The organism is Paenibacillus sp. JCM 10914, assembly GCF_001315105.1.
GTDB lineage: Bacteria > Bacillota > Bacilli > Paenibacillales > Paenibacillaceae > Paenibacillus_AQ.
Genome location: NZ_BAZR01000008.1, coordinates 86,854 through 109,371, shown reverse-complemented (window position 1 = coordinate 109,371; position 22,518 = coordinate 86,854). Strand labels below are relative to the sequence as shown.

Below are 22,518 nucleotides of genomic sequence, written 5' to 3'. Positions count from 1 at the left end.
CCCTATTCATCTTCCGAGGTTTGTTTATTCTTGCCCGCTTGGGCTTTATACTCATAAACCTTGGTTAACAATTCCGTCAATTTGACGCTGGCCTCTTCACCCAGGTATTCAACGAGACCGTTAAAGTGCTGGTGCAGATTCGCAAACGCCTGGGTTACCACTTCCTCGCCAGCAGCGGTCATCTGGACGCGAACGACACGGCGGTCGCGCTGATCCATCACCCGCTCCACGAGCCCCTTGCATTCCAAGGCATTAATGAACTGGGTAATCGTCGGTGATGTAACGTTCATCATCTCGCTGATTTCCGACACCTTCATGCCAGGCCCATCCGGTCTCCCACAACGCTTAAGTCCAATCAGCACGCGAATTTCACCTGGTGTATGACCGGAAATCATCTGCTGATCCCATTCCTGCTTCTGAAACATCCGAATGCTGTGCAAGAGCCTGTTAGCTATGCTACCTTCATGGTTATTCTCCCTCCGGATTCGCTCCTTAGCCATGCGTTCGGCTTCGCCATCTTGATATCGTGTATGCAGATCTAGGTGCGGTTCATCATTCACTGGGCCACCTCTTTCCGGATTAAAAAATGCACTTTCTCTAAATTAGTTAGGTTAACTATTTATTCGGCTACCTAACTATATTCCTAAAGAAAACCGAAGTCAAGTGACTTCGGTTGATTGCCTTTGATATTTATTCTTCGTCTAATAGATGTCGACCATACGCCCCGCTATGATCTCTACCCTTCTTGCGCCCCTGCTTACCCGTATTCTTGCTCTGCTTCCTGGCGCTCATTCTTTCCTTCCGCGCCATATGAGCCAACTCACGCTCGGTCTTCCGATAATTCATATATCGCTTGGCATCCAGTGTCCCATCCTGCAAAGCTGCTTGAACCGCGCATCCCGATTCCGTTTCATGACGGCAGTCATGGAACTTGCACTGCTGCTCCAGTTCTGTAATATCAGAGAAAGCCGTTTGCAGCCCCTCTTCCGAATCCCATAGCTGCAGCTCACGCATGCCTGGGGTATCCACCATGATCACCCCGCCAGGCAGTACGAACAATTCCCGGTGCGTGGTTGTATGACGGCCTCTGGCGTCATCCTCCCGTATTCCTTGAACTCGCTGCATTTCCTGGCCGGAAAGCCAATTCAGGAGCGTCGACTTCCCTGCGCCTGATGTTCCTGCTATCGCAACGGTACTGCCCGGGACCAAGTAGGGCAATAGTTGTTCCTTCCCCTGATCCATCAGGGAACTGACGGCATGAACCGGTACACCCGGGGCAACTGCCTCTACCTGCGATACATACTCATCTACCGTCTCACATAGATCCGCTTTGGTCAGCAGGACTACTGGCGTCGCCCCGCTCTCCCAGACGACAATCAGGTAGCGTTCAATCCGGCGAACATTGAAATCTTTATTCAGCGCATTGACGATAAATACCGTGTCGACATTCGCGGCAATCACCTGTTCATCTGGAACGGTACCCGCTTCCCTGCGCGTTACGGCTCCTTGACGAGGGAGCAGCTTATGAATGACTGCCCGTGATTCTCCTTGCAGCCGCTCTACCATCACCCAGTCGCCAACGGCAGGGAAATCACTCTTTCTTTCCGCCTCATATTCATATTTACCGGTAACGACCGCTGCCAGCTCGCCATCCTTAGCCACGATCCGGTATTGCTTCGAGAACTGAGCAGAAATCCTGGCTGGCTCTAAGACCTTATCTTGTCTCGGCACTTGAAGCGCCGCTTCATTCCATCGTTCATTCCATCCCAATGCTTCTAACTGCTTCATGTTTGGTTTATTCAAAATGATTAATTTCCCCTTATCCTGATCAAGATTTTAATGGTTTGATTGGGTTTTGTTTTTTTGCATATAAAAAAGCCACAGACTCCGGTATCTGCGGCTCATACTTGATGACTAAATCGAAGTGAATCTGCTCGATGGTCTGAACATAACGAATCATCGGGGACACACAACTTCTGGATAGACATAAAGAAACCCGCAGGATACCATTCACGGTCTCCTACGGGTTCCTTGAGGTCAAAGGAAATAAAGGCACGCTCAAATGTCGCCTTATTCCAATAACCAGTTAGAACTTTCCGTCCGAAGAGACCGATGCCGACAACGCAACACGTACATTCTGTAAGTTACTCATTTTGACATCAGCCTCCTTTATGCTTGCTTAATATAATCCGTATTATAGGACCTGTGATTCTGCGTGTCAACATCTTCCTAGTGTTAGATTCTCCGAAAGCGTCGCCATTCATCCGGAAGCAGCAGTCCGTACTGACGGTTCAGGAACCGGTCGTCCACGAGTGTAAGCGTGCCGCTATCCTGCTCCGAGCGGATCAAGCGCCCGCCGGCTTGCAGCACTTTATTTATTCCCGGGTACACATAAGCGTAATCGTACCCCCGCTTACCAGTCCGATCGAAATAATCTTTAATGATATCGTTCTCGAAGGATAACTGCGGCAGTCCGACGCCGACTACCACCACGCTGGAAAGCCTTTCTCCCTTCAGATCAATGCCTTCCGAGAAGATGCCTCCCATGACGGCAAATCCCACTATAGGAGCCTTCGCATCGGACTGGAACGCCTCCAGGAAAGCCTCGCGCTGCTCCTCACTCATGCCTTGTCCCTGAAGCAATGTTCTCACTTCCGGATTCAGTCTAGTGAAGGCTGCATGAATGTCCTGCATGTAGGGGTAAGATGGTAGAAAAACCAGCGTATTCACCGGCTTCTCCTGCACGAGTTCCACCAGCATCCTGACTATCGGTTCCAGATTGCGCTCCCGATCTTTATAACGGGTAGACAGCGGCATTACTCTCATGTCCAGCTGGTCTGCTGAGAAGGGGGAAGGGATGGATAAGCTATAATCCTCCTCTTCAGCTCCAAGCATGTCGCGGTAATAGCCGAGCGGCATCAATGTTGCCGAGAACAAGATGCTTGACCGATAGTTCTTGCCGGCCTGCTGCAGCAAATAGGATGGGTCCAGGCAGAACAGCTTGAGATATACCTCACTCTGACTCAGCTCCGCATACGTCACAAACCGCTCATCATACAGCTTGGAAATGCGCAGATAAGCCTGTACAGCAAAATAACTCTCAAGCAGCGCCTCCGCCTCTTCACCACTCTTACCGGTCATAAGCTCAGCCTCGGCTTGCAGCGCAAAATCCTCCAACAGTTCCACCATCATCTCCGGCTGCTGGGAGCCGACGATACGCTCCTCGTTCTCGCTGGCCTTGCGGAGCAGCTTAAAGCGGCTATTCACCCGCTTGGCAGCGTTGTACAAGGCTGGATTGCTCTCTTTGTAAGACCGCTGCAGCTCGAGAAACGCCGATTTGTTGAGCTCCGCCGAGTACATGCCCCGTGCGCGGTCAACCAGATTATGCGCCTCGTCGATCAGCAGCACGCTTCGCTTCTTCGTCTCCTCCGGCATTCGCTTCAACGATACGCGCGGATCAAATATATAGTTATAGTCACAAATGACGGCATCTGCGGCATATGACGCATCCAGCGAGAATTCAAACGGACACACATGATGCTTGCGCGCATAGTCCTCGACCACCGGCCGTGTAATTAAGGTCTCATGGGCCAGCAAGTCCAGAATCGCTTCGTTGATACGGTCATAGTACCCTTCCGAGAAGGAGCAGCCCATCGCTCCGCAGCCTTCCGATTCGCCGAAGCAAATCTTGTCTTTCGCCGTTAACGTCACTGTGTGCATATGAAGTCCTTGCCGCTCCATGCGAGCCATCGCCTCTTCGGCGGCTGTGCGCGTAATCGTCTTAGCTGTCAAATAGAAGATGCGTGTAAGCAACCCTTCGCCGATCGCTTTTACCGAAGGGAACAAGGTGGATATCGTTTTGCCGATGCCTGTAGGTGCTTTGGCAAACAGTCGTCGGCCTTCGCCCACGCTTTTATAGACCGCACCGGCTAGCTTTCGCTGCCCTTCCCGGTAAGCAGGAAACGGAAAGCCCAACTCCTTAATGCTCTGATTCCTTCGCTGCGCATGCTCGTGCAGCAACCTTGCATAGGGAGCGTACGCTGCCACGACCTCCTGGGCAAAAGCCGTAAGTTCTTCCAATGTCCATTCCTCGACAAATTGCTTCCGCTCCCCGCTCGGCACCTGAAAGTAGGTTAGCCGGATCGCCATTTGCGCCATATCATGCAGTTTGGCGTACATATAGGCATACAGCTTGGCCTGCGCCCAGTGAACCGGATACGTATCCTGCGCGATCTCGCCAAGGTCCCCTGAAGTCGACTTGATCTCGTCGATCATGAAGCGCTCCCCTTCCCGGATTAAACCGTCACAACGCCCCTCCACTTGGAAGAGCAGGTCCTCATGCGCGATCTCCGTCTCCAGGTGAACTTCCTTCTGGTCAAGCTCTCCGTATTCCCGCTGCAACTGCTGATGGGCCCGTGTCCCTTCTGTGAGCGATGTTGCCGTTCGAAAACCGGACGTAATGCTTCCACTGCGAAACACATATTCCACCAGTGGTCTGACCGAGATAGATATGGTATACAGCATTATGCTCTCCTTCCGATCAAGATCTTCTGGAGCGTATTATACCAAACATTCGTTCCTGAATGCGAAGAATCGAAATCCGAAGGCAGCAAAAAAAGCGTATAGCCGCTATCCCAAATGGATAGCGTCCATACGCTCTCGCCTGTCAATTGATTTATGGAGCCTTGATCTGCATCTGGTCCAGAGACTTAAATTCATACCCCCGGCCGCGGGCTTCGTCTATGATACGTCCGAGCGCCTCTGTGTTGTCCTTCGAGATCGAATGAAGCAGTATGACCGCACCAGGATGCAGCTGGGCTGTCACCTTATCGTAGGCATATTGCGCGCCCTTCTGCGACTTCACATCCCAATCCATATAAGCCAAAGACCAGAATACGTTGGTGTAACCAAGATCCTTGCTGACCGAGAGTGACCGCTCGTCAAATATGCCGCGGGGAGTCCGAAGATATTTCAGCTCCGGTTGACCCGTAATACGTATCACTTCTTTCTTCACACGCTCAAGCTCTTCCGTCAGTTTCTCGGACGAGATCGTGGTTACATCCGGATGGTTCCAAGAATGGTTGCCAATGATGTGGCCTTCGGCCGTCATCCGCTTCAACAGATCTTCCTGTGTCTTCACGTAATGCCCCGTCACAAAGAAGGCAGCAGGCACTTTCTTCTCTTGCAACGTATCCAGTATGCGCGGGGTGAATCCGTTCTCGTATCCGTTATCGAACGTCAGATACAGTTCCTTCTTGTTGGCATCCCCCATGAAGACTGCATCATATTTCTGCAGCAGCTCTTTGAAACCTTCCTCGTTGATCGATGGGAGCTGGCCATTCACGCTTTTCTTAAACCCAAAATGAAAGGGACCGCTGCCGGCCGCCCAAGCTTCGGTAGACGCGGTCAGTATCACCGTCAAACTCATGAGAAGCATAAGTGCCGGTCGAAGGACATTATAAGGCTTCATATCCGTTCACTCCTTATTGGTGAGGTATGGACTTCCCTTGGTCGCTATGAATGCCAAAGGTTGTGCAACATAACCTAATATCTCTCAAACCGGAGCAAACTATGTGCCCTATTTTTGAAGAATTGGAACAGTGCGGCCTTCCTGATGGCTCTGCAGTGCATATTCGATCATCCGAATCACATCCCGTGCCTCTTCCGCCTGCACAGGCAAAGTACCTCCCTTAAGAATCGCCTCCGCTAACCCTTGATAGAACGCTTGATAGCGTCCCGGCAAGGTCTCAATCTCGCCTTGTACCGCCAATCCGCTCAACTCGGTTGCCAATTCGCCGTACTGATCCGATGGATCTTCACCCCAGCCGGCATCGCCCGGTCTCATTCCTTGCTTCAGTTGCCCTTCCTGAGGTCCATGCCGTATTTCAGGAAGCTTCCTTTATCTCCGTGGAGCTCGAACTTCGGTCCGACCTGCCGGACCAACGAGCCCGAGTGGAGAACAACACGGTGTGAAGCATACCTCATTACCAGATGAAAATAATCGTGAGCCTCCGCCCCTTGCCGTTCGGTCTGCAGATCGGCCCAGATCGATTGGGGCAATCCGAACAGATACAGCGCCTGATCGATCAGATGCGACCCTAGATCGAATAATACGCCGGAACCCGGGAGACCCTGCTCTCTCCAACGCTCCGCATTCACCTGCGGACGGTAACGACTGAATTGTGACTGATAGATCGACAACTTGCCGAGTGCTCCGGTCTCCAGCAGATTACGAACCGTTAAGAAATCATTGTCCCAACGCCGATTCTGATATACGGTCAGCAACACATTACGTTCACGGGCAAGTTGGATTAATTCGTCCGCTTCAGCGGAAGTCACCGTGAACGGCTTCTCCACAACAACGTGCTTACCGGCTTCAATTGCAAGTCGGGTATATTCATGATGGGTCGTATTCGGGCTTGTGATGATGACGACATCAATCTCAGGGATAGCGAGAAGCTCATCGACACTATCCACAACGGATGTGTCGGGCAAATCCTTGTGAACCTTGCTCGGATCAGATGATACGATGGTGTGAACGTTATAATCTGGCACACTGCAAAGAATCGGCGCATGAAACACCGAGCCTGACAAGCCATATCCAATTATTCCTGCTTGTATTGCCACAACGCGAACCCCCTTCTCCATCTTCCATGGTTCTATGTTCATTCGATACAGACTGTACCAATTCCTTGCGCCTCCTGCGGATTTCTTGAAGGATTTGTAGCAAAACCATAGTAAAAAAGGCAGCTTAAGATCTCATATGATCTTAAACTACCCGTATGTTCCAGAACTAAAACTTCCCTTCACCTAACCCAATGGAGGACAGAAGACCAAAGTGCTTCGCTTAATATCGATCGGCGTCATGCCCCATTTGGTTAGCGTCTGCCACCGCTTGCTCATGGGGATTCTCCACAGCATTCTTCTTCGCTTGCTCCAGTCCCTCTCGCACGCGGCGTCCGTATTCTTCATCCGCATTCGTGAAATACTCGATCATCTTGTCTTGGATGCGAACATCGCATTGGGCCAGAGCACCTGCCAGGTTGTTAACAAGTTCCGTGCGCTCCCAGTCTTCAAAAGCTCTATACGTATCCCCGGCTTGCTTAAAATCCAGCGTCCGGTCCAGTTTCTGCCGAACGAGGTTGGCGTCATAGTGGGGCTGGTGCGGCTTTGCCGTCTGCGATGCTTCCACCAAACCATCCGTCATCGATGGTTCGTAGTCCACATGCGCGCTTTGTTCTGGCGCTTTGTCCACGAAATAGGACATTTGCCCGCCGCGTTGGTTCGTGGCCACCCGCTTCTTCGGTGCATTGATTGGAAGCTGTAAATAATTCGTTCCCACCCGATGACGCTGCGTATCGGAATACGAGAACGTACGCCCTTGCAGCAGCTTATCATCGGAGAAATCAAGACCGTCCACCAGCACCCCGGTACCGAAGGCCGCCTGCTCCACTTCGTTATAGTAATTCTCGGGATTGCGGTCCAGCACCATTTTGCCAACCTTCAAGAATGGGAATTGATCCTCCGGCCACAGCTTCGTCGGGTCGAGCGGATCAAATTCAAGCTCCGGATGATCGTCATCACTCATGATCTGTACGCACAGCTCCCATTCCGGATAATCGCCCCGCTCAATCGCTTCATACAAATCCTGGGTAGCATGGCTGTCATTCATGCCCTGAACCTTGTTCGCTTCAGCCTGCGTCAAGTTCTTGATCCCTTGCTTAATCGGCTCCCAATGATATTTAACCAGCACGCCCGTACCCTCGGCATTAACCCATTTATATGTATTAACGCCTGAACCCTGCATCTGACGGTAGTTGGCCGGGATTCCCCATGGAGACCACAGGAACGTAATCATATGGGTAGCTTCCGGGCTGCGGGATACGAAATCGAACATGCCGACAGGACCTGGAACGTTGGATACCGGATCAGGTTTGAACGCATGCACCATATCCGGGAATTTAAGCGGATCGCGAATAAAGAAGATTTTTAGATTGTTGCCTACTAGATCCCAGTTGCCCTCTTCGGTATAGAACTTCACGGCAAATCCGCGCGGGTCCCGGAGCGTCTCCGGCGAGCCTGAACCATGCACCACCGTCGAGAATCTGACGAATACGGGCGTCCGCTTCCCTTCAACCTGAAACAGCTTCGCCCGGGTGTATTTGGATACCGGCTCTTCGCCTGCTTTACCATACGCTTCAAAATATCCATGTGCCCCAGCGCCTCTGGCATGAACCACACGCTCTGGAATCCGCTCCCGGTCAAAGTGTGTGATCTTCTCCAGAAAATGATAATTCTCCAGTGTCATCGGGCCGCGATTGCCCACGGTACGCACATTCTGATTATCCGATATCGGATGTCCCTGACGGTTCGTCAACGTGTCATTACGCTCAGTCTCGCCGCGTTGATCTGCATAACCACGGTTTTGTTCAGGCAGTCCATTCTGATCATCATGCTCTTGTCCACTCACGAGTCTCATTCCTCCTTGGATATTCGGCTTGTATTTATGCACGCTCTTACTATGGATATTATGTCCAAGGAGTGAAAATGTATGAAATGAACCATTTATTTGAACAACCTATGTTTTCTCGGCGAGCAAACCCTGCGTAAAGCTAATCCACTCCCTCACCGCGAAGGATAAGTAACGGTCTTTCCGCCAGATCATGCCCAGTTGCCACGGAATGGACGGATTATCTAAGGTAGAATGGATACGCGCGCCGAATCGATTTCCTTGCAGATCGTCTCAGGTAATAGGGCGATTCCCAAATTCGCTGCCACCATCCCGCTAATCAAGTCCCACTGGGAGCTTTCATATACAATATTCGGCTCAAACCCCGCATTCACACATTCGCGGATAATTCGATCATGCAAAGTGAAATCCTCACGAAAGAGCACAAAGGATTCGTCTGCAAGCTCACTCAGATTCACATGGGCCCGGCTGGCCAAACGGTGCGACGGATGAACAAGCAGATTAAGCTTTTCTTTCACGAAGGAATAATAATGGAAAACCTCCTCGTCGACAGGGAGCACCGCCACGCCTATATCCGTCTGACCACTCTCCACATCGGCTTCAAGCTTCTTCGCTCCATCCTCCACAAGCTGAATCGTAATATGGGGATACTTGCGATGGAATTGACCGATCACCTTAGGGAAAAAGCTGGACCCGACCATAGGCGGCAGTCCGATTCGCAGATGCCCCTGCTTCAGGTTCATCAGATCCCCTAATTCCGCCGATACCTGCTGAAACGATTCCACTATACGCTGGGCTTGTTGAAACATGATTAGCCCGGCATCAGTCAATTCAATCCGCTTCCCCTGTCGATGGAACAAGGTAACCCCCCATTCATCCTCCATGTTGCGAATCGTCTTGCTGATGGTCGGCTGTGTAATGTATAGCTTCTCTGCCGCTTTGGTGAAACTCTCGTTCCGGGCCACCTCCAGAAAATACTGCAGATGCCTGATATCCACGTGCTCGCCTCCTACTTGTTATAGATAAATGGAATGATAATGATTCGATATATGCATTTTACCTATGAAAGAACAAGATGTAAAATTTCATTAACAATGAAAACCAAAGGAGTGCAGTCACCATGGGCAATGTACTAAAAGGCAGTGTGCAGGTTGCTGGATTGATGCTCCTTTCGATCGTCATGAACCATGTGGCCGCTTGGCTGGACATCGGCATACCGGGCAGTATTCTCGGGATCGGGCTCCTGTTCATGCTGCTTGAACTCCGGATCATCCGCTTGGAGTGGGTTGAGATTGGCGCCTCGTGGCTGCTTGCTGAATTGCTGCTGTTCTTCATTCCCGCCGCTGTCGGGATCATGCAATATTTCCCCCTGCTTAAAACGACAGGCATACAAATAACAGCCGTCGTGCTGCTCAGCACCCTGATCGTGATGTCAGGCACTGGGCTGATGGCAAGGTTCATCTCATCCAGAAAGGAGCGCTGATACACGATGCAGCCACTACATCCTCTCTTTTTCGGACTCATCTTGACGACCGGAATATATTACGCTGCCAAACTGTTGTATCGCCGTGTGCCAAAAGTGTATTTATCACCGTTGCTGTTAACTCCGCTGCTGTTAATCATGATACTGACACAATCAGGCATATCTTTTGAAACATACAATGAGGGTGCACATTGGATAAGCAAGCTTCTAGGTCCCGCCACCATCGCCTTTGCCGTTCCGCTGTACAAGAATGTTCAAATTCTAAAGAAGCACGCAGCCGAAATCGTGCTCAGCGTCTTGACAGGTTCACTGCTGGCCATCGTCACGACTGCATGGTTAGCCAAACTGCTGCACCTCAATCGTGAGCTGGCCTTCAGCCTTGTACCGCGCTCCGTGACAACACCTATCGCGATGGACGTCTCTGAGGTAATTGGCGGAGTTCCTCATATTACGGCCATCTTCGTTATTATGACCGGTATCATCGGTTCAATCATCGGTCCGATCCTGATGCGAATTCTCCATATTCACGGCGATATTGCCAGAGGCATTCTGCTCGGCACAGGAGCTCACGGCACCGGTACCTCCAAAGCCTTCGAATTCAGTTCCTTATCCGGTACGATTTCCAGCATATCGATGATTCTGGCTGCCCTTTTAACGCTCGGCATTGCCCCTCTTATCATGTCCTTCTTATAATCCATCATTAGCCACGACTCAAGAGCCGGTTAAAGCCGGTTTTTGCAGTGTGTTATTCTTGTTGTTATGCGAAATTTTCTAACTTACTTTATCTCTTTGACAACCTTCTCCGAAGAGGTCATAATAAGTTTTGTTCATTCCTTTTGTAAAATAACTGGAATCTATACTATCTAAAATGGATCGCCGCTCTTATCAATTCATTCACATCTGCGGCATGAAAGGAAGGGGATACGGGTGTTATCCACCTCGCGGTTTCGGTTAACGATCACGAAGCCTTTTATATTTTTCTCCGTCATCATGATTCTCAAGAGCTATCTGGCCTGGGTGGTCATCTTTGATGACGTGATGCCATGGAAGCCGCTCATGACCGAAATCCCGTTTATCTGGCTTGTATTCAGTCTCATTGAGATGTTCGCTTCCAAGCGAAAGCTGACGATCTATATGTGCGTGAACTTATTACTGACCGCCATATTCTTCGCAGCCATCATGTATTACAAATATTACGGCGTCATCGTTACCTACCACGCACTGGAACAAGTGAACCAAGTGACTGCCGTGAGCAACAGCGTGTTCTCGCTCATGGATCCCTACTACCTGCTGATCTTTACGGATATTATCGTCTTATTCGTCCTGCTGTGGCGCAGTGACCGCGTCAAGAAATGGAAGATTCGCCATACCAAGAAGGAGAAGCGCAAATTCGTACCGATTGTGTTTATTCTCTCCCTGATGTTGTGCCTGTTCCAAATCATGCCGAACCGAGCTAGTATGAATGAAATCGTGAAAGCCCAGGAGATGGGTATCCTCAACTACGAAGCCTACACGATTTTTCAGAAGGAAAATACGGAACTGGCTGATGCCGATATGATTACACAGAATAAAATCAATGAACTTAAACAAACGCCGCCTCCAACCGAACCGTTGTTGCAGGGTGCGGCTAAAGGCAAGAACCTCATTATCATTCAGATGGAGTCCTATCAGAACTTCCTGATGAACCTGAGCATTGACGGCAAAGAAATCACGCCGAACATGAACAAGCTGGCGCAAGAGAGCCTTTACTTCCCGAACTTCTTCCAGAATGTCGGACAGGGCAACACCTCTGACGCCGAGTTCGTGGTGAACACATCCTTCTACATCCCACCAAGAGGGGCGGCGACACAGCACTATGCAGATCGCGAGCTTCCAAGCTTGCCAAGGCTGCTCGGGAACGAAGGCTATGAATCTGCCACATTCCATACGAATGTCGTCGAGTTCTGGAATCGCGCCGAGCTGTATAAAGCACTCGGTTCGGGCGTTATTATGACAAATCGTTCTTCGGCGAAGATGACAAATTGTTCTTCGGTGCATCCGACGACGCACTTTATGCCAGGACTGCGCCGGTATTGAAAGAGATGAACGACTCGGGAACCCCATTCTACGCACAGGTTATTTCGATGTCCGCACATCATCCGTATACCATACCGGAGGATAAATACCGGATGACACTACCTGAGCGCTACGAGGGTACGTTTGTGGGTGACTATATCCGTTCCCAGAACTACGCGGATGATGCGCTTGGCAAATTCATCGATCAACTGAAGCAGGATGGCGTGTGGGACAATAGTCTGGTCGTCGTATACGGAGATCACCTCGGGCTACCGATATACTCGCTCGACAATAAAGACAAAGAGCTCATGCATGAAATATATGGCCGGGATTACAATTCAGCCGACATGATCAATATCCCCCTCATGATCCATGGCGGAGATGTTCAGCCGGAGGTTATGGAGCAAGTGGGTGGGCAGATCGACCTGCTGCCGACCATCGCCAACCTCCTTGGCGCACCTTTAGATCAACAGCTTCACTTCGGTCAGGATTTGATAAATCACAAGGATAACAACCTGCTACCAGAACGGTATTACCTTCCGTCCGGTACGTTCATCAATCAGTCTACCCTGTATATTCCGGGTATCGGTTACGAGGATGGCACCAAGCATCCATTGCCGCATTCGGATGAGCAATCCACACAGGCTTCGCAAGCAGAATTCGAGCGGGCGCTGCAGCTTCTGCACCTGTCCGACAGCTATATCAGGCAACTGCCGCTGCATCAATAGCAGGCAGAGTCTCGTCACTCAAAAGCAAGGGCAATCATCCTGGATCTCCGGAGGTGGTTGCTCTTTTATTATGTAGTTATATGTGTCACATCCCTTGTGTTATAAGGGATTACACTTCCCTGCATTATGTCAATTTGACATATCGGCTTACTTTTTCTTATGATTAATAGCAATATACTTTGTTTTGATGGTTATGATTGTGGTGTAAATATCGTTCAACAACCATAAATGAAGACTCATAGTATTATTTTTCAGCCATATATTTTTGTAAGCAATCTGAACTTGAATAATAGGAGTGACGATCCCTCTTGGACCCCATACGAAGGATAAACAGAACGATATGTATTATACTTGGCCTGATGCTGATCCTCTCCGCCGAACCCGTCCTCGGAATCGACTTGTCTGATTCCTCCGACGTTCAGCAAGGAGTGGAGCCTTCAGAATGCGTGCTTCCTTCCTCGCTCCCACGCCCAAGTGTCCGGATCCAATCCGGATGATTCCGGAAGCGCCGCGCCACATCTATCTGCTGTCCTTGCACAACGTTTCACGCTCCACAGAAACCGATATGTTCCTAATCCTCAAGCACATGCTACTTGCGCCTTTGAAATTCAGGTCGAATTATGTTGATAGCCACATGTATAGTTGACGATGGTTATTTCAAAACTAATTTTCGATCAGATAAAAAAAGGATGTGTTTTGTTTGGATGACAGTATAGGCTTAAATTTATTTTTAGTCGCTGTACTTATCGCTGCTACCGCTTTCTTCGTTATGACCGAATTTGCCATTATTAGACTTCGTCCCAGTCGGGTTGATCAATTGGTTATGGAAGGACGAAAAGGCGCTTTAGCCGTAAAAAAAGTAACCTCAAATCTGGATGGATATTTGTCTGCGTGCCAACTCGGAATTACGATCACGGCACTGGGACTTGGTTGGCTCGGGGAACCGACGATCGAGAAGATTTTGCATCCGGTGTTTGATAATTTTGCTATCCCAGCGGCAATAGCCTCACTGATTTCATTTTTATTAGCCTTTATTATTATGACTTATATTCACGTCGTTATTGGTGAACTTGCGCCAAAAACGGTCGCTATCAATAAAGCAGAAGCCGTATCATTCCTGTGTGCAACACCGATTATTTGGTTCAATCGCATTATGTACCCGTTTATCTGGCTTCTCAACGGGTCGGCCAACAAGATTGTCCGTTTGTTCGGTATGCATCCTGCCAGCGAACATGAGGAAGCCCACTCCGAGGAAGAATTGCGCATGATCTTGAGTGACAGCTACGAGAGTGGCAAGATTAACCAAGCCGAATATGGATATGTAAGCCGAATCTTTGCTTTTGACGATATGCTTGCCAAGGAAATTATGGTGCCCCGCACCGATATGATCTGTTTATATGCAGATAAACCGCTGGCCGCTAACCTGCAGATCATTAAACGCGAGCAATACACGCGTTTTCCTGTCGTACGCGGAGATAAGGACCAGATCGTCGGCATGGTGAACACGAAGCAGTTCTTCCTGGAGTTCAATGACAACTCCAATATCGACCTGTCCAAGCTGGTACACCCGGCCATGACCGTATCTGAAGCCATTCCGATCAAGAAGCTGCTTCGCAAAATGCAGCAGGAAGGCACGCATATGGCCATTCTGATCGATGAATACGGCGGAACCTCCGGTATGATTACGATCGAAGATATTCTGGAGGAGATTGTCGGCGAGATTCGTGACGAGTTCGATGAGGATGAAGAACGCGAATTAACGCAGCCAGAACCGAACCGCCTCATTGCAGACGGCAAGGTCTCGATCAACCGCGTCAACGATCTGCTGCAGACCGACTTGAGCACAGATGAGCTGGATACGATTGGTGGCTGGCTCTACGGACATAACTCCGAACTAACGAAGGGCGATGTCTGGAGTTATCGTGATCTGACATTCACTGTCTTGGAGAAGAAGACCCACCGTTATACCAAGCTTCAGATTGTCAAGGAAACCGCGGAAGGACTGGAAGAGAATTCTGCGGTTGCAGCTTCTCTAGAAAGCGAAGAATAAGTTCCATATCACACAAGTAGACATAACGCGTACGGGCCATCATGCCTGTACGCGTTTTTTAGGTGAACTACGTTTAAAGGTTCTGTTCGTTTATTACTTTAACAAGTTGCAACTCTGCTGTAATATAGAGATAATGGCATATTAATTTACGTATTGGAGGAACACCCATGAATCGTCAGATCGCTATCATCGGAAGCAGTGGTGGCAACTTATATAATCTAGGAGGGAAGGACCCCGGCAAGCTGCTTGATGAAATTCTTATGCAGATGGAAAGCGCCGGCCTCTCCTGTGCTGCCGTGCAATTCATCGCGGCGCAAGCTTCAATGGATAACGTCAAAGACAGCACTCCTGCGGTGCTGTACGGCTGGAACTCTTCTCAGGAGATGCCGGTCATCCTAGCAGAGGGTACACTTGCTCAGATCAATGTAGAGGCCGAGAAACAGGATAGGGTGATCGCTGAGCAGATTGAGCTGGGTGAAATCGATGGTCTGATCGTCATGAGCTCCGATCCAAAGGGCAGCAACCGTCATGCGATTGAAGCCGCCGCGAAGTTCCGCTTGCCGGTTACAGGTACCGGCGGTACTTCGATGGCCATGATTCAGTCCAAAGGCGCTCATGTGATCTCCGCATCGGGAACGACCGGAACGACGAATCGCACGCGGGCGGTCACTTTCGTCACATCCCTTAGCAAGCATTGGCGTCTCCCCTATCGACCCGTGATCGGACAAGCGCAGAAAGCTCAGATCTCCGCGGGTGTATCCTCGCCATGGAAGCGAATCAATATTCGCGGCATCATGATGGCCTCCCTCCCGGGATTTATCGGAATGGCCCTGATTCTGGCTGTCAGCAAAATTCCCGGGTTATCCGGATTGTCCGAGGTATTCGACTTGATGATTAAGGCACTTCCCGTCATCCTGGCGGTCATCGCAGCGAAGCAGGTATCGGAATTGGACGAGGTATCGATCGTCGCCGGCATCGTCGCCGGTGTGCTGTCCGTTGAAGGCGGGATGATCGGCGGCATCATTGGCGGGATTGGAGCCGGTATCATCGTTCACTACATCTTCCGCAAATGCGTGGAATGGCGCTTTCCCGCCACAACGGTCAATATCGTCGCCGGTGGCATATCGGGTCTAGTCGCCGGCTTGATCGTCTATTTCCTGATCGCTCCGGTTGCTCTTAGCGCAGGCGAAGGCATTCGATTGCTCATCGAAACGCTTGTCTCTTGGAGTCCACCGATTGCGGGATTGATTGCCGGTCTCCTCATCTGGCCTGCCATCATCGGAGGCGTTTATCATGCCGCGATCCTACCGATTGTTCTACTTGAGATGGAAACGACCAGTAACAGCTTCCTCGGTGCCGTAGATATGGTCGGATTGGTCATGGTATCTGCCGGCATCACGCTTGCCAATATCATCGCCCCCCGGGATAAGGGAGAGGCTGCTGTCGCAGCTCCGGGCTTTGCAATCAATATGGGATTCGGTACGTTTGTCGAGGCTGCCTATCCTTTCATGTTCTCGAACAAACTTGTCTTCGCCGGTGCTATCGCCTCGGCCGGACTTGGCGGTATGCTTGTCGGTCTGTTCGGTGTTCGCGGAACGGCCTATGTGCCTTCCTTCATCGGGCCGATTACATCGAACAACACCGTCGGTTTCCTGATCGCGATGGCTGCCAGTATGTTGAGCTCGTTCCTGATTACGTTTCTGGCGAATAAAGTATCCCGTTATCGCGGCAATACCAAGCATTCGATCACGATGTAGAATCAACTCCCAAATGAAGAACCTTCCTCTCCATCTGAAGCTGGTGGAGAGGAAGGTTCTTTGTTTACGATATCGCCTATCCGTTTAAGGAGTAAGTGCAGGAGCCTTGCGATGCTGAGTCCCTTGCTCGTAGCTGTAGGCGAGCTTGATCAGCGTACCTTCATCGAATGCTTTACCGAGGAACTCCACCCCTACAGGCAGACCGCCGGTCGTAAATCCAGCGGGTACGGTAATCGCCGGGAAGCCGGAGAATGGACTCAAGCGGTTGTTCACGCCCGAGTTCTGCCCTTCGCCCAGCCTGCCTGCGGGTTCGGCAGAAGCCGGATAAACAAGTGCATCCAGTTGATGCTCTGCCATCACCTTCAGCAGGGATTCTTGTGTCAGCTTGGTGCGATCCAGCACAATCTTCCTGTACTCGTTGTCATCCAGTGTCGTTCGTGCTTGTCTAGCTTCCATGGAACTCTTGTGAGAATCAAGGTATTCACCGGAGGCAATGATCTCCTCCAAGGTATGATAAGGAGCCGCTTCGCCCAGACTTTCCAGATAATCATTTAGCTGGAACTTGAATTCCCAGCCGCTAAGGCTCGGGAACTTCATAATGTCCGTGAAGCTCGGGATTTCAATCGGGACGGCAGTCGCGCCCAGCTTCTCCATATCGGCAATAGCTTGCTTGACGATATCGTTCGTTTCCTGCTGTTCCGCCTTCGCGCCGCTCATCAGCTCTGTCACGATACCGATCCGCGCGCTTGCAGTCCATCCTGATCCAAGAAGTTCAGGAAACTGTCAGGTACGCGGCCCAAGCTTTGGGTGGTGACCAAATCCTTCGCATCGTAACCGGCGGTCGCTTCAAGAACGGCAGCAGCGTCCGCTACGGTTCTTGCCATTGGACCCCCAACGTCTTGAGTAAGTGCCAGCGGGATAATGCCATCCCGACTCGACAAACCGATCGTTGGACGAATTCCCACCAGACTGTTCAAGGATGACGGAATTCGAATGGAGCCTCCCGTATCCGTTCCAAGGCCAGCCGCGGCGAAATTAGCCGCTATGGCAGCACCCGTACCACCGCTGGAACCGCCAGGATAGTGAGCCAGATTATACGGATTCAACGTCTGCCCGCCGAGCGAGCTTGACGTGGTAATATTAAATGCGAATTCATCCAGATTGGCTTTGGCGATGATAATTGCCCCCGCGGCCTTGAGACGGGCTACTTGCTCCGAGTCATTCAGCGGTATCGAATCCTTCAAGCAGATACAGCCAGCCGTAGTCGGCATATCGGCGGTATCATAGTTATCCTTAACGATGATCGGTATGCCGTGAAGCGGTCCCCGCGGCCCTTGGAATCTCCGCTCTTCATCGAGCGCTCTTGCTGTCTGAATCGCTTTATCATTTACGGTAAGAATGGAGTTCAACTTAGAATCATATCGATAAATACGGTTCAGATACGTCTGGACAAGTGTGACGGAAGTCACTTTGCCTTGTTCCATCGCTGCCTGCATATCGGCAATCGTCGCTTCTTGGATGTTAAATGGAGCAAGATAGGCTTCTAACCGCTTAATTAATGCATCTGCTTCATCGGGGCGGAGCGAATGATATGGCGCGAACCGTGAGCTGCTATAGCCATTCATAATGCCAGCTTTGTGGAGAGCACCGGCAGCGATGGACGTTTCTGCATCCAGTATATCCTGATAACCGCTGTCTCCTTCAGGCAAGCCCAGGAGCTTATGTACGGCAACAGCCACATCTTTGCGCTGCACTTCCCCGTCACCGACCAACCCTTCGAATGACAGACCATAACGTCCGGCAAACTCATCTAATCGGTTGGAGAATTCTTTCACGCTTACCGCTGCTTCAAGATTGGTTCGTTGCACTGCCGAGGCCGGGACGGCGGTTGCGTTAGCACTGCTGGCTTCCACGGTTGTTACGGGCATTAATAGTGAACCCACCATTAAAGTAGCACTTAATAATACAGTAATGCCCTTCAGCTTCCAAGTCGTTCTACTCATCAATCCACGCTCCAATCTATTAAAATGTTATGTAATGATTAACCCCCATGATAGAGGATGTCAGTTTACCTAACAAATCTGACATTTATCTATGTAAGCGTATAAATCGATATTTTTCGGCAAAATTCATTGTTTTACCTTATTTATTTAAATCTTGTATTTGTTATACCCGAATTTCGTCACGACTCTATCTAAACTAAATGTCAATATTATTAACATAAACTTTACTAAGTTGGAAAAATAGTACCTTCACTTGATAGAATAGATAGATACGAGTTTGTAGACAGGAGGCAGCCTACCATGACCATGATTGGAATCGATCTAGGAACTACGAATAGTCTGTGTGCCTATTGGGATAATGACAAACCGGTCATTATTCCGAATGTGCTCGGCAAGCATCTTACTCCTTCCGTCGTCAGCGTGGATGACACCGGGGAAATCCTAGTCGGCCAGATTGCGCAAGAGAGACTCATCACCCATCCCGGCCTGACCGCTGCAGCGTTCAAGCGCTATATGGGAACAGAGAAATTATATACGATGGGAAGTCACGTCTTCACGCCGGAGGAATTATCCTCCTTCGTGCTTCGCGCATTGAAGGCCGATGCTGAAGCCTACCTTGGCCACCCGGTTACCGAGGCAGTCATCAGCGTGCCGGCTTACTTCAACGACACGCAGCGCAAAGCTACCAAGCGGCAGCTGAGCTGGCCGGACTCAAAGTGGAGCGTTTGATTAGCGAGCCCACAGCTGCAGCCATCGCTTACGGACTGCATCAAGAGAGCCCAGAGACCAAATTCTTGGTGTTTGACCTGGGTGGCGGTACATTTGATGTTTCGATCCTGGAGTTGTTTGAAGGCATTATGGATGTCAAATCGATTGCAGGCGACAATTTTCTGGGCGGGGAAGATTTCACAGAGCTCCTGGTGTCCCACTTCTTACATACCCACCAATTAGACGGTGAACAGATCGGAGCCAAGTCGCGAGCACTTCTATATAAGCAAGCCGAAGCGTGTAAGCTCGCGCTTGGTCAAAGCCCAACGGCGAGCATGAGCATATCGCTTGAAGGTCGTTCCTTCGAGTGCCTGCTTGACCGCAGCGAGTACGAGAAACTGGCCCAGTCTTTGCTTGTAAGACTGCGTCAGCCGATTGAGCGTGCACTTCGCGACGCTTCGCTAACTCCGTCCGATCTGGATGCGATTATTCTCATTGGCGGCGCAACACGCATGTCGCTGATTCGTAACGTCATCTCGCGCATGTTCGGCAGAATGCCTTACAGCAGTATTCATCCCGATGAGACCGTCGCCGTAGGCACAGCGATCCAAACGGCGTTGAAACAGCGGAATCAGATGCTTGAGGAAATCATCTTGACGGATGTATGTCCGTTTACGCTCGGAACCGCTATCCTCCGTGAAGTGGCTCATGATCAATATTCCGATGGGCACTTCCTGCCCATCATTGAACGAAACACGCCGATCCCGGTCAGCAGGGTCGAGCGCCTATGTACGGTAAGCGATAACCAGAAGCGATTAAAGGTCGATGTGTATCAAGGAGAGAGTCGGCGGGTATCGAACAATATTAAGCTCGGCGAGCTTCAGATCAAGGTCCCTCCCGCCCCTGCTGGAGAAGAGCGTATAGATGTGCGCTACACCTATGATGTGAATGGAATCCTGGAAGTGGAGATCATCAGCGTTACAACCGGCGAGAAACAGCGTGCAGTCATTGAGAAGAACGCCGGAACCATGACTAAGCAGCAGATTGAAGCTCGTCTGGCCGAGTTAAAGGACATCAAAATCCATCCGCGCGACCGCGAGGAGAACCGGCTGCTCATTGCCAGGGGCGAGCGCCTGTATGAAGAATCACTGGGCGAACGCCGAGAGATCATCGCTCGTTGTATCCAGCGATTCGAGATGCAATTACAATCGCAAAATGACGAGCAGATCAAACGAGCTGCTGCCGAATTGAAAGAACAACTAGATCAAATGGAAAGGTGGCTTCACTTGCCATGAGCATATGGGACGTGCTGGGGATTGAGGCGACGAGTGATACATCCATCATTCGAAAAGCCTATGCAAGACGGCTGCGGATTCATCATCCGGAGGAAGATCCGGAAGGCTACCAGCATCTACGAGAAGCCTATGACGCAGCCTTGAAGCAAGCGCCGCAGCTAACGCCTGAGAAACTGCCGGAAGAAGCGGATAATGGAGCGATTGAGGAGCAGCACACTCCAATGAACACCGCAGCGCTCCATAAAGATCTGGCAGCGATGGTTATGGAAGAAGCGGCAGATCCCATTCATCTATTTATCGCCGAACTGGATAATATCTATCAGGACTTCTCCTTGCGGCTTGATTCCGAGGCGTGGAAGCAGTTGCTTAATCATGACGTGATATGGAACGTTGAGCGCAGCAAGGAACTGCAATACGCCCTTGTGTCTTATCTTGAGGACCACCACTATCTTCCAAAATCAATCTGGCAGCAGCTCGATACACTTTTCCATCTGCAGGAGGACCGCGAGAATTTATTAGATGACTTCGATGATGCCTTCGTGGAATATATCGTCATCCAGATTCAAGGCATGACCGAGCTGCGGTATGACTGCTTTGCCCGCAACCCTATTGCCGAGCAGGATGCAGAGCATTATCTACATCTCAGGGAACGGGCGCAAGACCTATTGATGCATAATGAACCATTGGCCGCCGCCGATTATCTGAATGCTGCACATGTTATCTATCCGCACGATCCGGACCTCCAGCTAATGCGGGGTCAATGCCATCTTATGCAAGACGAAGATACGGCCGCATTAGCGTGTTTCTCCGCAGCCATTATGTTGGGGCCGGAAGATCATGAGGGTTACTGGTACCGTGCCCAGATCCTGTTTACACAGCAGGATTATTCTGCCGCACTAACAGATGTCAATCATATTCTGGCAGCCGATCCGAAACATACCGATGCGCTTAGTCTCAAGGGGCGCTCTCTGCTGGAACTTGGTCAGATTGATCAGGCAAGAGAGACGCTCAAAGCGTCCAATCAGCAGGATATCTATCATATCCATAGCTATATGTACATTAACTCAGCGGGAAACCGACATCGTTATGGTAAAGCTCATGTTCCGCCGGCAGAGAAAAGGCGTGTGTTAAGGAACGGAATCCTCTTCGACACGATGATGGTTCTGAGGTTAAGCTGGTTGTATATCCTGATATACGTGGTACTCCAGCTCTTTTTCGATGTGCATTTGATATATACGGGTCTGTTCGCCGCCGTTCTGCTGTGGAACACATGGAAGACGATCCGGGCACATCGCGTACTCATAACCTAGAAAGGGAGACCGCTCAATGGATAGTTATACTCGTAAAGAAACCAAGCAACTAGAACTCTATTTCCGCTGCCTCTCCGGCGTCTGCTTAAGAAGCATGCTGGCTCACTATTACATTCCTTATGAATTTCACACGAGCGAACGCTGGCTCCGGAACCATGCAATGAAACAAGCGCTCCAATTCTGGAGCATCTCCGGTGATGCATCTTTGCGGGAGAAGATTGAATTCCTGCTCGAAGATGGTTATCGCCAGAGTTATCGGGACCTGCATGCCAGACTGGCACCTTTAAGCTTTGCGGCACGCGAACGTTACGTAAAGGGGGCTGAAGACGACCCCGATTACAATAAGCTCGTGATCATCCAGCGGCATATGACATTATTGCCGTCTGCCGATATTACAGCGATAGGCGGAGGATGGGCCATCATGTTGAGTCGTCTTGGGCGAGTCTATCGGACGCTCTCAAAAGAAGAAGCCTGGAACATCAACCTGAGAGCAGCGCGGCTTTTGCAGCAGCATTATTCAAGCTGGGAAGCGTATTTCAGCGCTTTTGCAATCGGGATGTATTATATAACCGATGACGTTAAGATGCGAATGCCAGTAAAATATTCAGTTATGCCGGGAGCTTAATTGGCGGCAGTACGATGCTGCACGACAAGGCACG

At 50.4% G+C, this 22,518-nt stretch carries 13 protein-coding genes and 4 pseudogenes; 8 read left to right on the top strand and 9 right to left on the bottom strand.

The genetic code is table 11. The annotated features are described in order from the left end of the window. Window positions 1-2: 2 nt before the first annotated feature. The 7 genes and pseudogenes from JCM10914_RS12160 to JCM10914_RS12130 all read right to left on the bottom strand — a co-directional run bounded on the left by JCM10914_RS12160 (window position 3) and on the right by JCM10914_RS12130 (window position 9,468). Window positions 3-560, bottom strand: a complete 558-nt coding sequence (locus tag JCM10914_RS12160; protein WP_023961233.1) for a MarR family winged helix-turn-helix transcriptional regulator — start codon at window positions 558-560, stop codon at window positions 3-5. 130 nt (window positions 561-690) lie between these two features. Beyond that, a complete protein-coding gene (rsgA, locus tag JCM10914_RS12155) occupies window positions 691-1,803 on the bottom strand; it encodes a ribosome small subunit-dependent GTPase A (protein WP_023961231.1) in 1,113 nt (370 codons plus the stop codon). A 432-nt stretch (window positions 1,804-2,235) separates the two neighbouring features. Next, on the bottom strand, window positions 2,236-4,524 hold the full coding sequence (locus JCM10914_RS12150; RefSeq protein ID WP_023961229.1) for an ATP-dependent DNA helicase: 2,289 nt from the start codon (window positions 4,522-4,524) through the stop codon (window positions 2,236-2,238). 151 nt (window positions 4,525-4,675) lie between these two features. Beyond that, window positions 4,676-5,470 (bottom strand): delta-lactam-biosynthetic de-N-acetylase, encoded by a 795-nt coding sequence (gene pdaA / locus JCM10914_RS12145; protein ID WP_023961227.1) that lies wholly within the window; start codon window positions 5,468-5,470, stop codon window positions 4,676-4,678. Window positions 5,471-5,578: 108 nt separating this feature from the next. Then, window positions 5,579-6,627, bottom strand: a pseudogene (locus JCM10914_RS12140) (oxidoreductase). A gap of 220 nt (window positions 6,628-6,847) precedes the next feature. Beyond that, on the bottom strand, window positions 6,848-8,479 hold the full coding sequence (locus JCM10914_RS12135; protein WP_370570238.1) for a catalase: 1,632 nt from the start codon (window positions 8,477-8,479) through the stop codon (window positions 6,848-6,850). A gap of 99 nt (window positions 8,480-8,578) precedes the next feature. Beyond that, a pseudogene (locus JCM10914_RS12130) lies at window positions 8,579-9,468 on the bottom strand (LysR family transcriptional regulator). 122 nt (window positions 9,469-9,590) lie between these two features. Here JCM10914_RS12130 and JCM10914_RS12125 point away from each other — a divergent pair. The 5 genes and pseudogenes from JCM10914_RS12125 to JCM10914_RS12105 all read left to right on the top strand — a co-directional run bounded on the left by JCM10914_RS12125 (window position 9,591) and on the right by JCM10914_RS12105 (window position 16,543). Continuing rightward, window positions 9,591-9,953, top strand: a complete 363-nt coding sequence (locus tag JCM10914_RS12125; protein WP_023961217.1) for a CidA/LrgA family protein — start codon at window positions 9,591-9,593, stop codon at window positions 9,951-9,953. 6 nt (window positions 9,954-9,959) lie between these two features. Further along, on the top strand, window positions 9,960-10,646 hold the full coding sequence (locus JCM10914_RS12120) for a CidB/LrgB family autolysis modulator (RefSeq protein ID WP_023961215.1): 687 nt from the start codon (window positions 9,960-9,962) through the stop codon (window positions 10,644-10,646). 297 nt (window positions 10,647-10,943) lie between these two features. After that, window positions 10,944-12,736 (top strand): annotated as a pseudogene (locus tag JCM10914_RS31800) (LTA synthase family protein). Window positions 12,737-13,436: 700 nt separating this feature from the next. Beyond that, entirely contained in the window at window positions 13,437-14,786 is a 1,350-nt protein-coding gene (locus tag JCM10914_RS12110) for a hemolysin family protein (RefSeq protein WP_036717929.1), read from the top strand. A 167-nt stretch (window positions 14,787-14,953) separates the two neighbouring features. Further along, window positions 14,954-16,543, top strand: a complete 1,590-nt coding sequence (locus JCM10914_RS12105; protein ID WP_023961205.1) for a membrane protein — start codon at window positions 14,954-14,956, stop codon at window positions 16,541-16,543. An 84-nt stretch (window positions 16,544-16,627) separates the two neighbouring features. Here the strand turns inward: JCM10914_RS12105 and JCM10914_RS31365 are convergent, their stop codons facing one another. Further along, complete coding sequence (locus tag JCM10914_RS31365) at window positions 16,628-17,272, bottom strand: amidase family protein (protein ID WP_023961203.1); 645 nt, start codon at window positions 17,270-17,272, stop codon at window positions 16,628-16,630. Then, a complete protein-coding gene (locus tag JCM10914_RS31360; protein WP_023961201.1) occupies window positions 17,269-18,546 on the bottom strand; it encodes an amidase family protein in 1,278 nt (425 codons plus the stop codon). Before JCM10914_RS31360 ends, JCM10914_RS31365 begins: the two co-directional genes overlap by 4 nt. A gap of 300 nt (window positions 18,547-18,846) precedes the next feature. Here JCM10914_RS31360 and JCM10914_RS12095 point away from each other — a divergent pair. The 3 genes and pseudogenes from JCM10914_RS12095 to JCM10914_RS12085 all read left to right on the top strand — a co-directional run bounded on the left by JCM10914_RS12095 (window position 18,847) and on the right by JCM10914_RS12085 (window position 22,484). Continuing rightward, window positions 18,847-20,549 (top strand): annotated as a pseudogene (locus JCM10914_RS12095) (molecular chaperone HscC). Then, the gene (locus tag JCM10914_RS12090) at window positions 20,546-21,859 is read left to right on the top strand and encodes a tetratricopeptide repeat protein (RefSeq protein ID WP_023961195.1); all 1,314 of its coding nucleotides are present in this window, start codon (window positions 20,546-20,548) and stop codon (window positions 21,857-21,859) included. Before JCM10914_RS12095 ends, JCM10914_RS12090 begins: the two are co-directional and overlap by 4 nt. Window positions 21,860-21,875: 16 nt before the next feature. Continuing rightward, the gene (locus JCM10914_RS12085; RefSeq protein ID WP_023961193.1) at window positions 21,876-22,484 is read left to right on the top strand and encodes a DUF1266 domain-containing protein; all 609 of its coding nucleotides are present in this window, start codon (window positions 21,876-21,878) and stop codon (window positions 22,482-22,484) included. Window positions 22,485-22,518 lie beyond the last annotated feature (34 nt).

Bases quoted from the DNA above. Each gene is read 5' to 3' on its own strand.
- JCM10914_RS12150 (WP_023961229.1), bottom strand. From the start codon at position 4,524: ATGCTGTATACCATATCTATCTCGGTCAGACCACTGGTGGAATATGTG.
- pdaA (WP_023961227.1), bottom strand. From the start codon at position 5,470: ATGAAGCCTTATAATGTCCTTCGACCGGCACTTATGCTTCTCATGAGT.
- JCM10914_RS12135 (WP_370570238.1), bottom strand. From the start codon at position 8,479: ATGAGACTCGTGAGTGGACAAGAGCATGATGATCAGAATGGACTGCCT.
- JCM10914_RS12125 (WP_023961217.1), top strand. From the start codon at position 9,591: ATGGGCAATGTACTAAAAGGCAGTGTGCAGGTTGCTGGATTGATGCTC.
- JCM10914_RS12120 (WP_023961215.1), top strand. From the start codon at position 9,960: ATGCAGCCACTACATCCTCTCTTTTTCGGACTCATCTTGACGACCGGA.
- JCM10914_RS12105 (WP_023961205.1), top strand. From the start codon at position 14,954: ATGAATCGTCAGATCGCTATCATCGGAAGCAGTGGTGGCAACTTATAT.
- JCM10914_RS31360 (WP_023961201.1), bottom strand. From the start codon at position 18,546: ATGAGTAGAACGACTTGGAAGCTGAAGGGCATTACTGTATTATTAAGT.
- JCM10914_RS12090 (WP_023961195.1), top strand. From the start codon at position 20,546: ATGAGCATATGGGACGTGCTGGGGATTGAGGCGACGAGTGATACATCC.
- JCM10914_RS12085 (WP_023961193.1), top strand. From the start codon at position 21,876: ATGGATAGTTATACTCGTAAAGAAACCAAGCAACTAGAACTCTATTTC.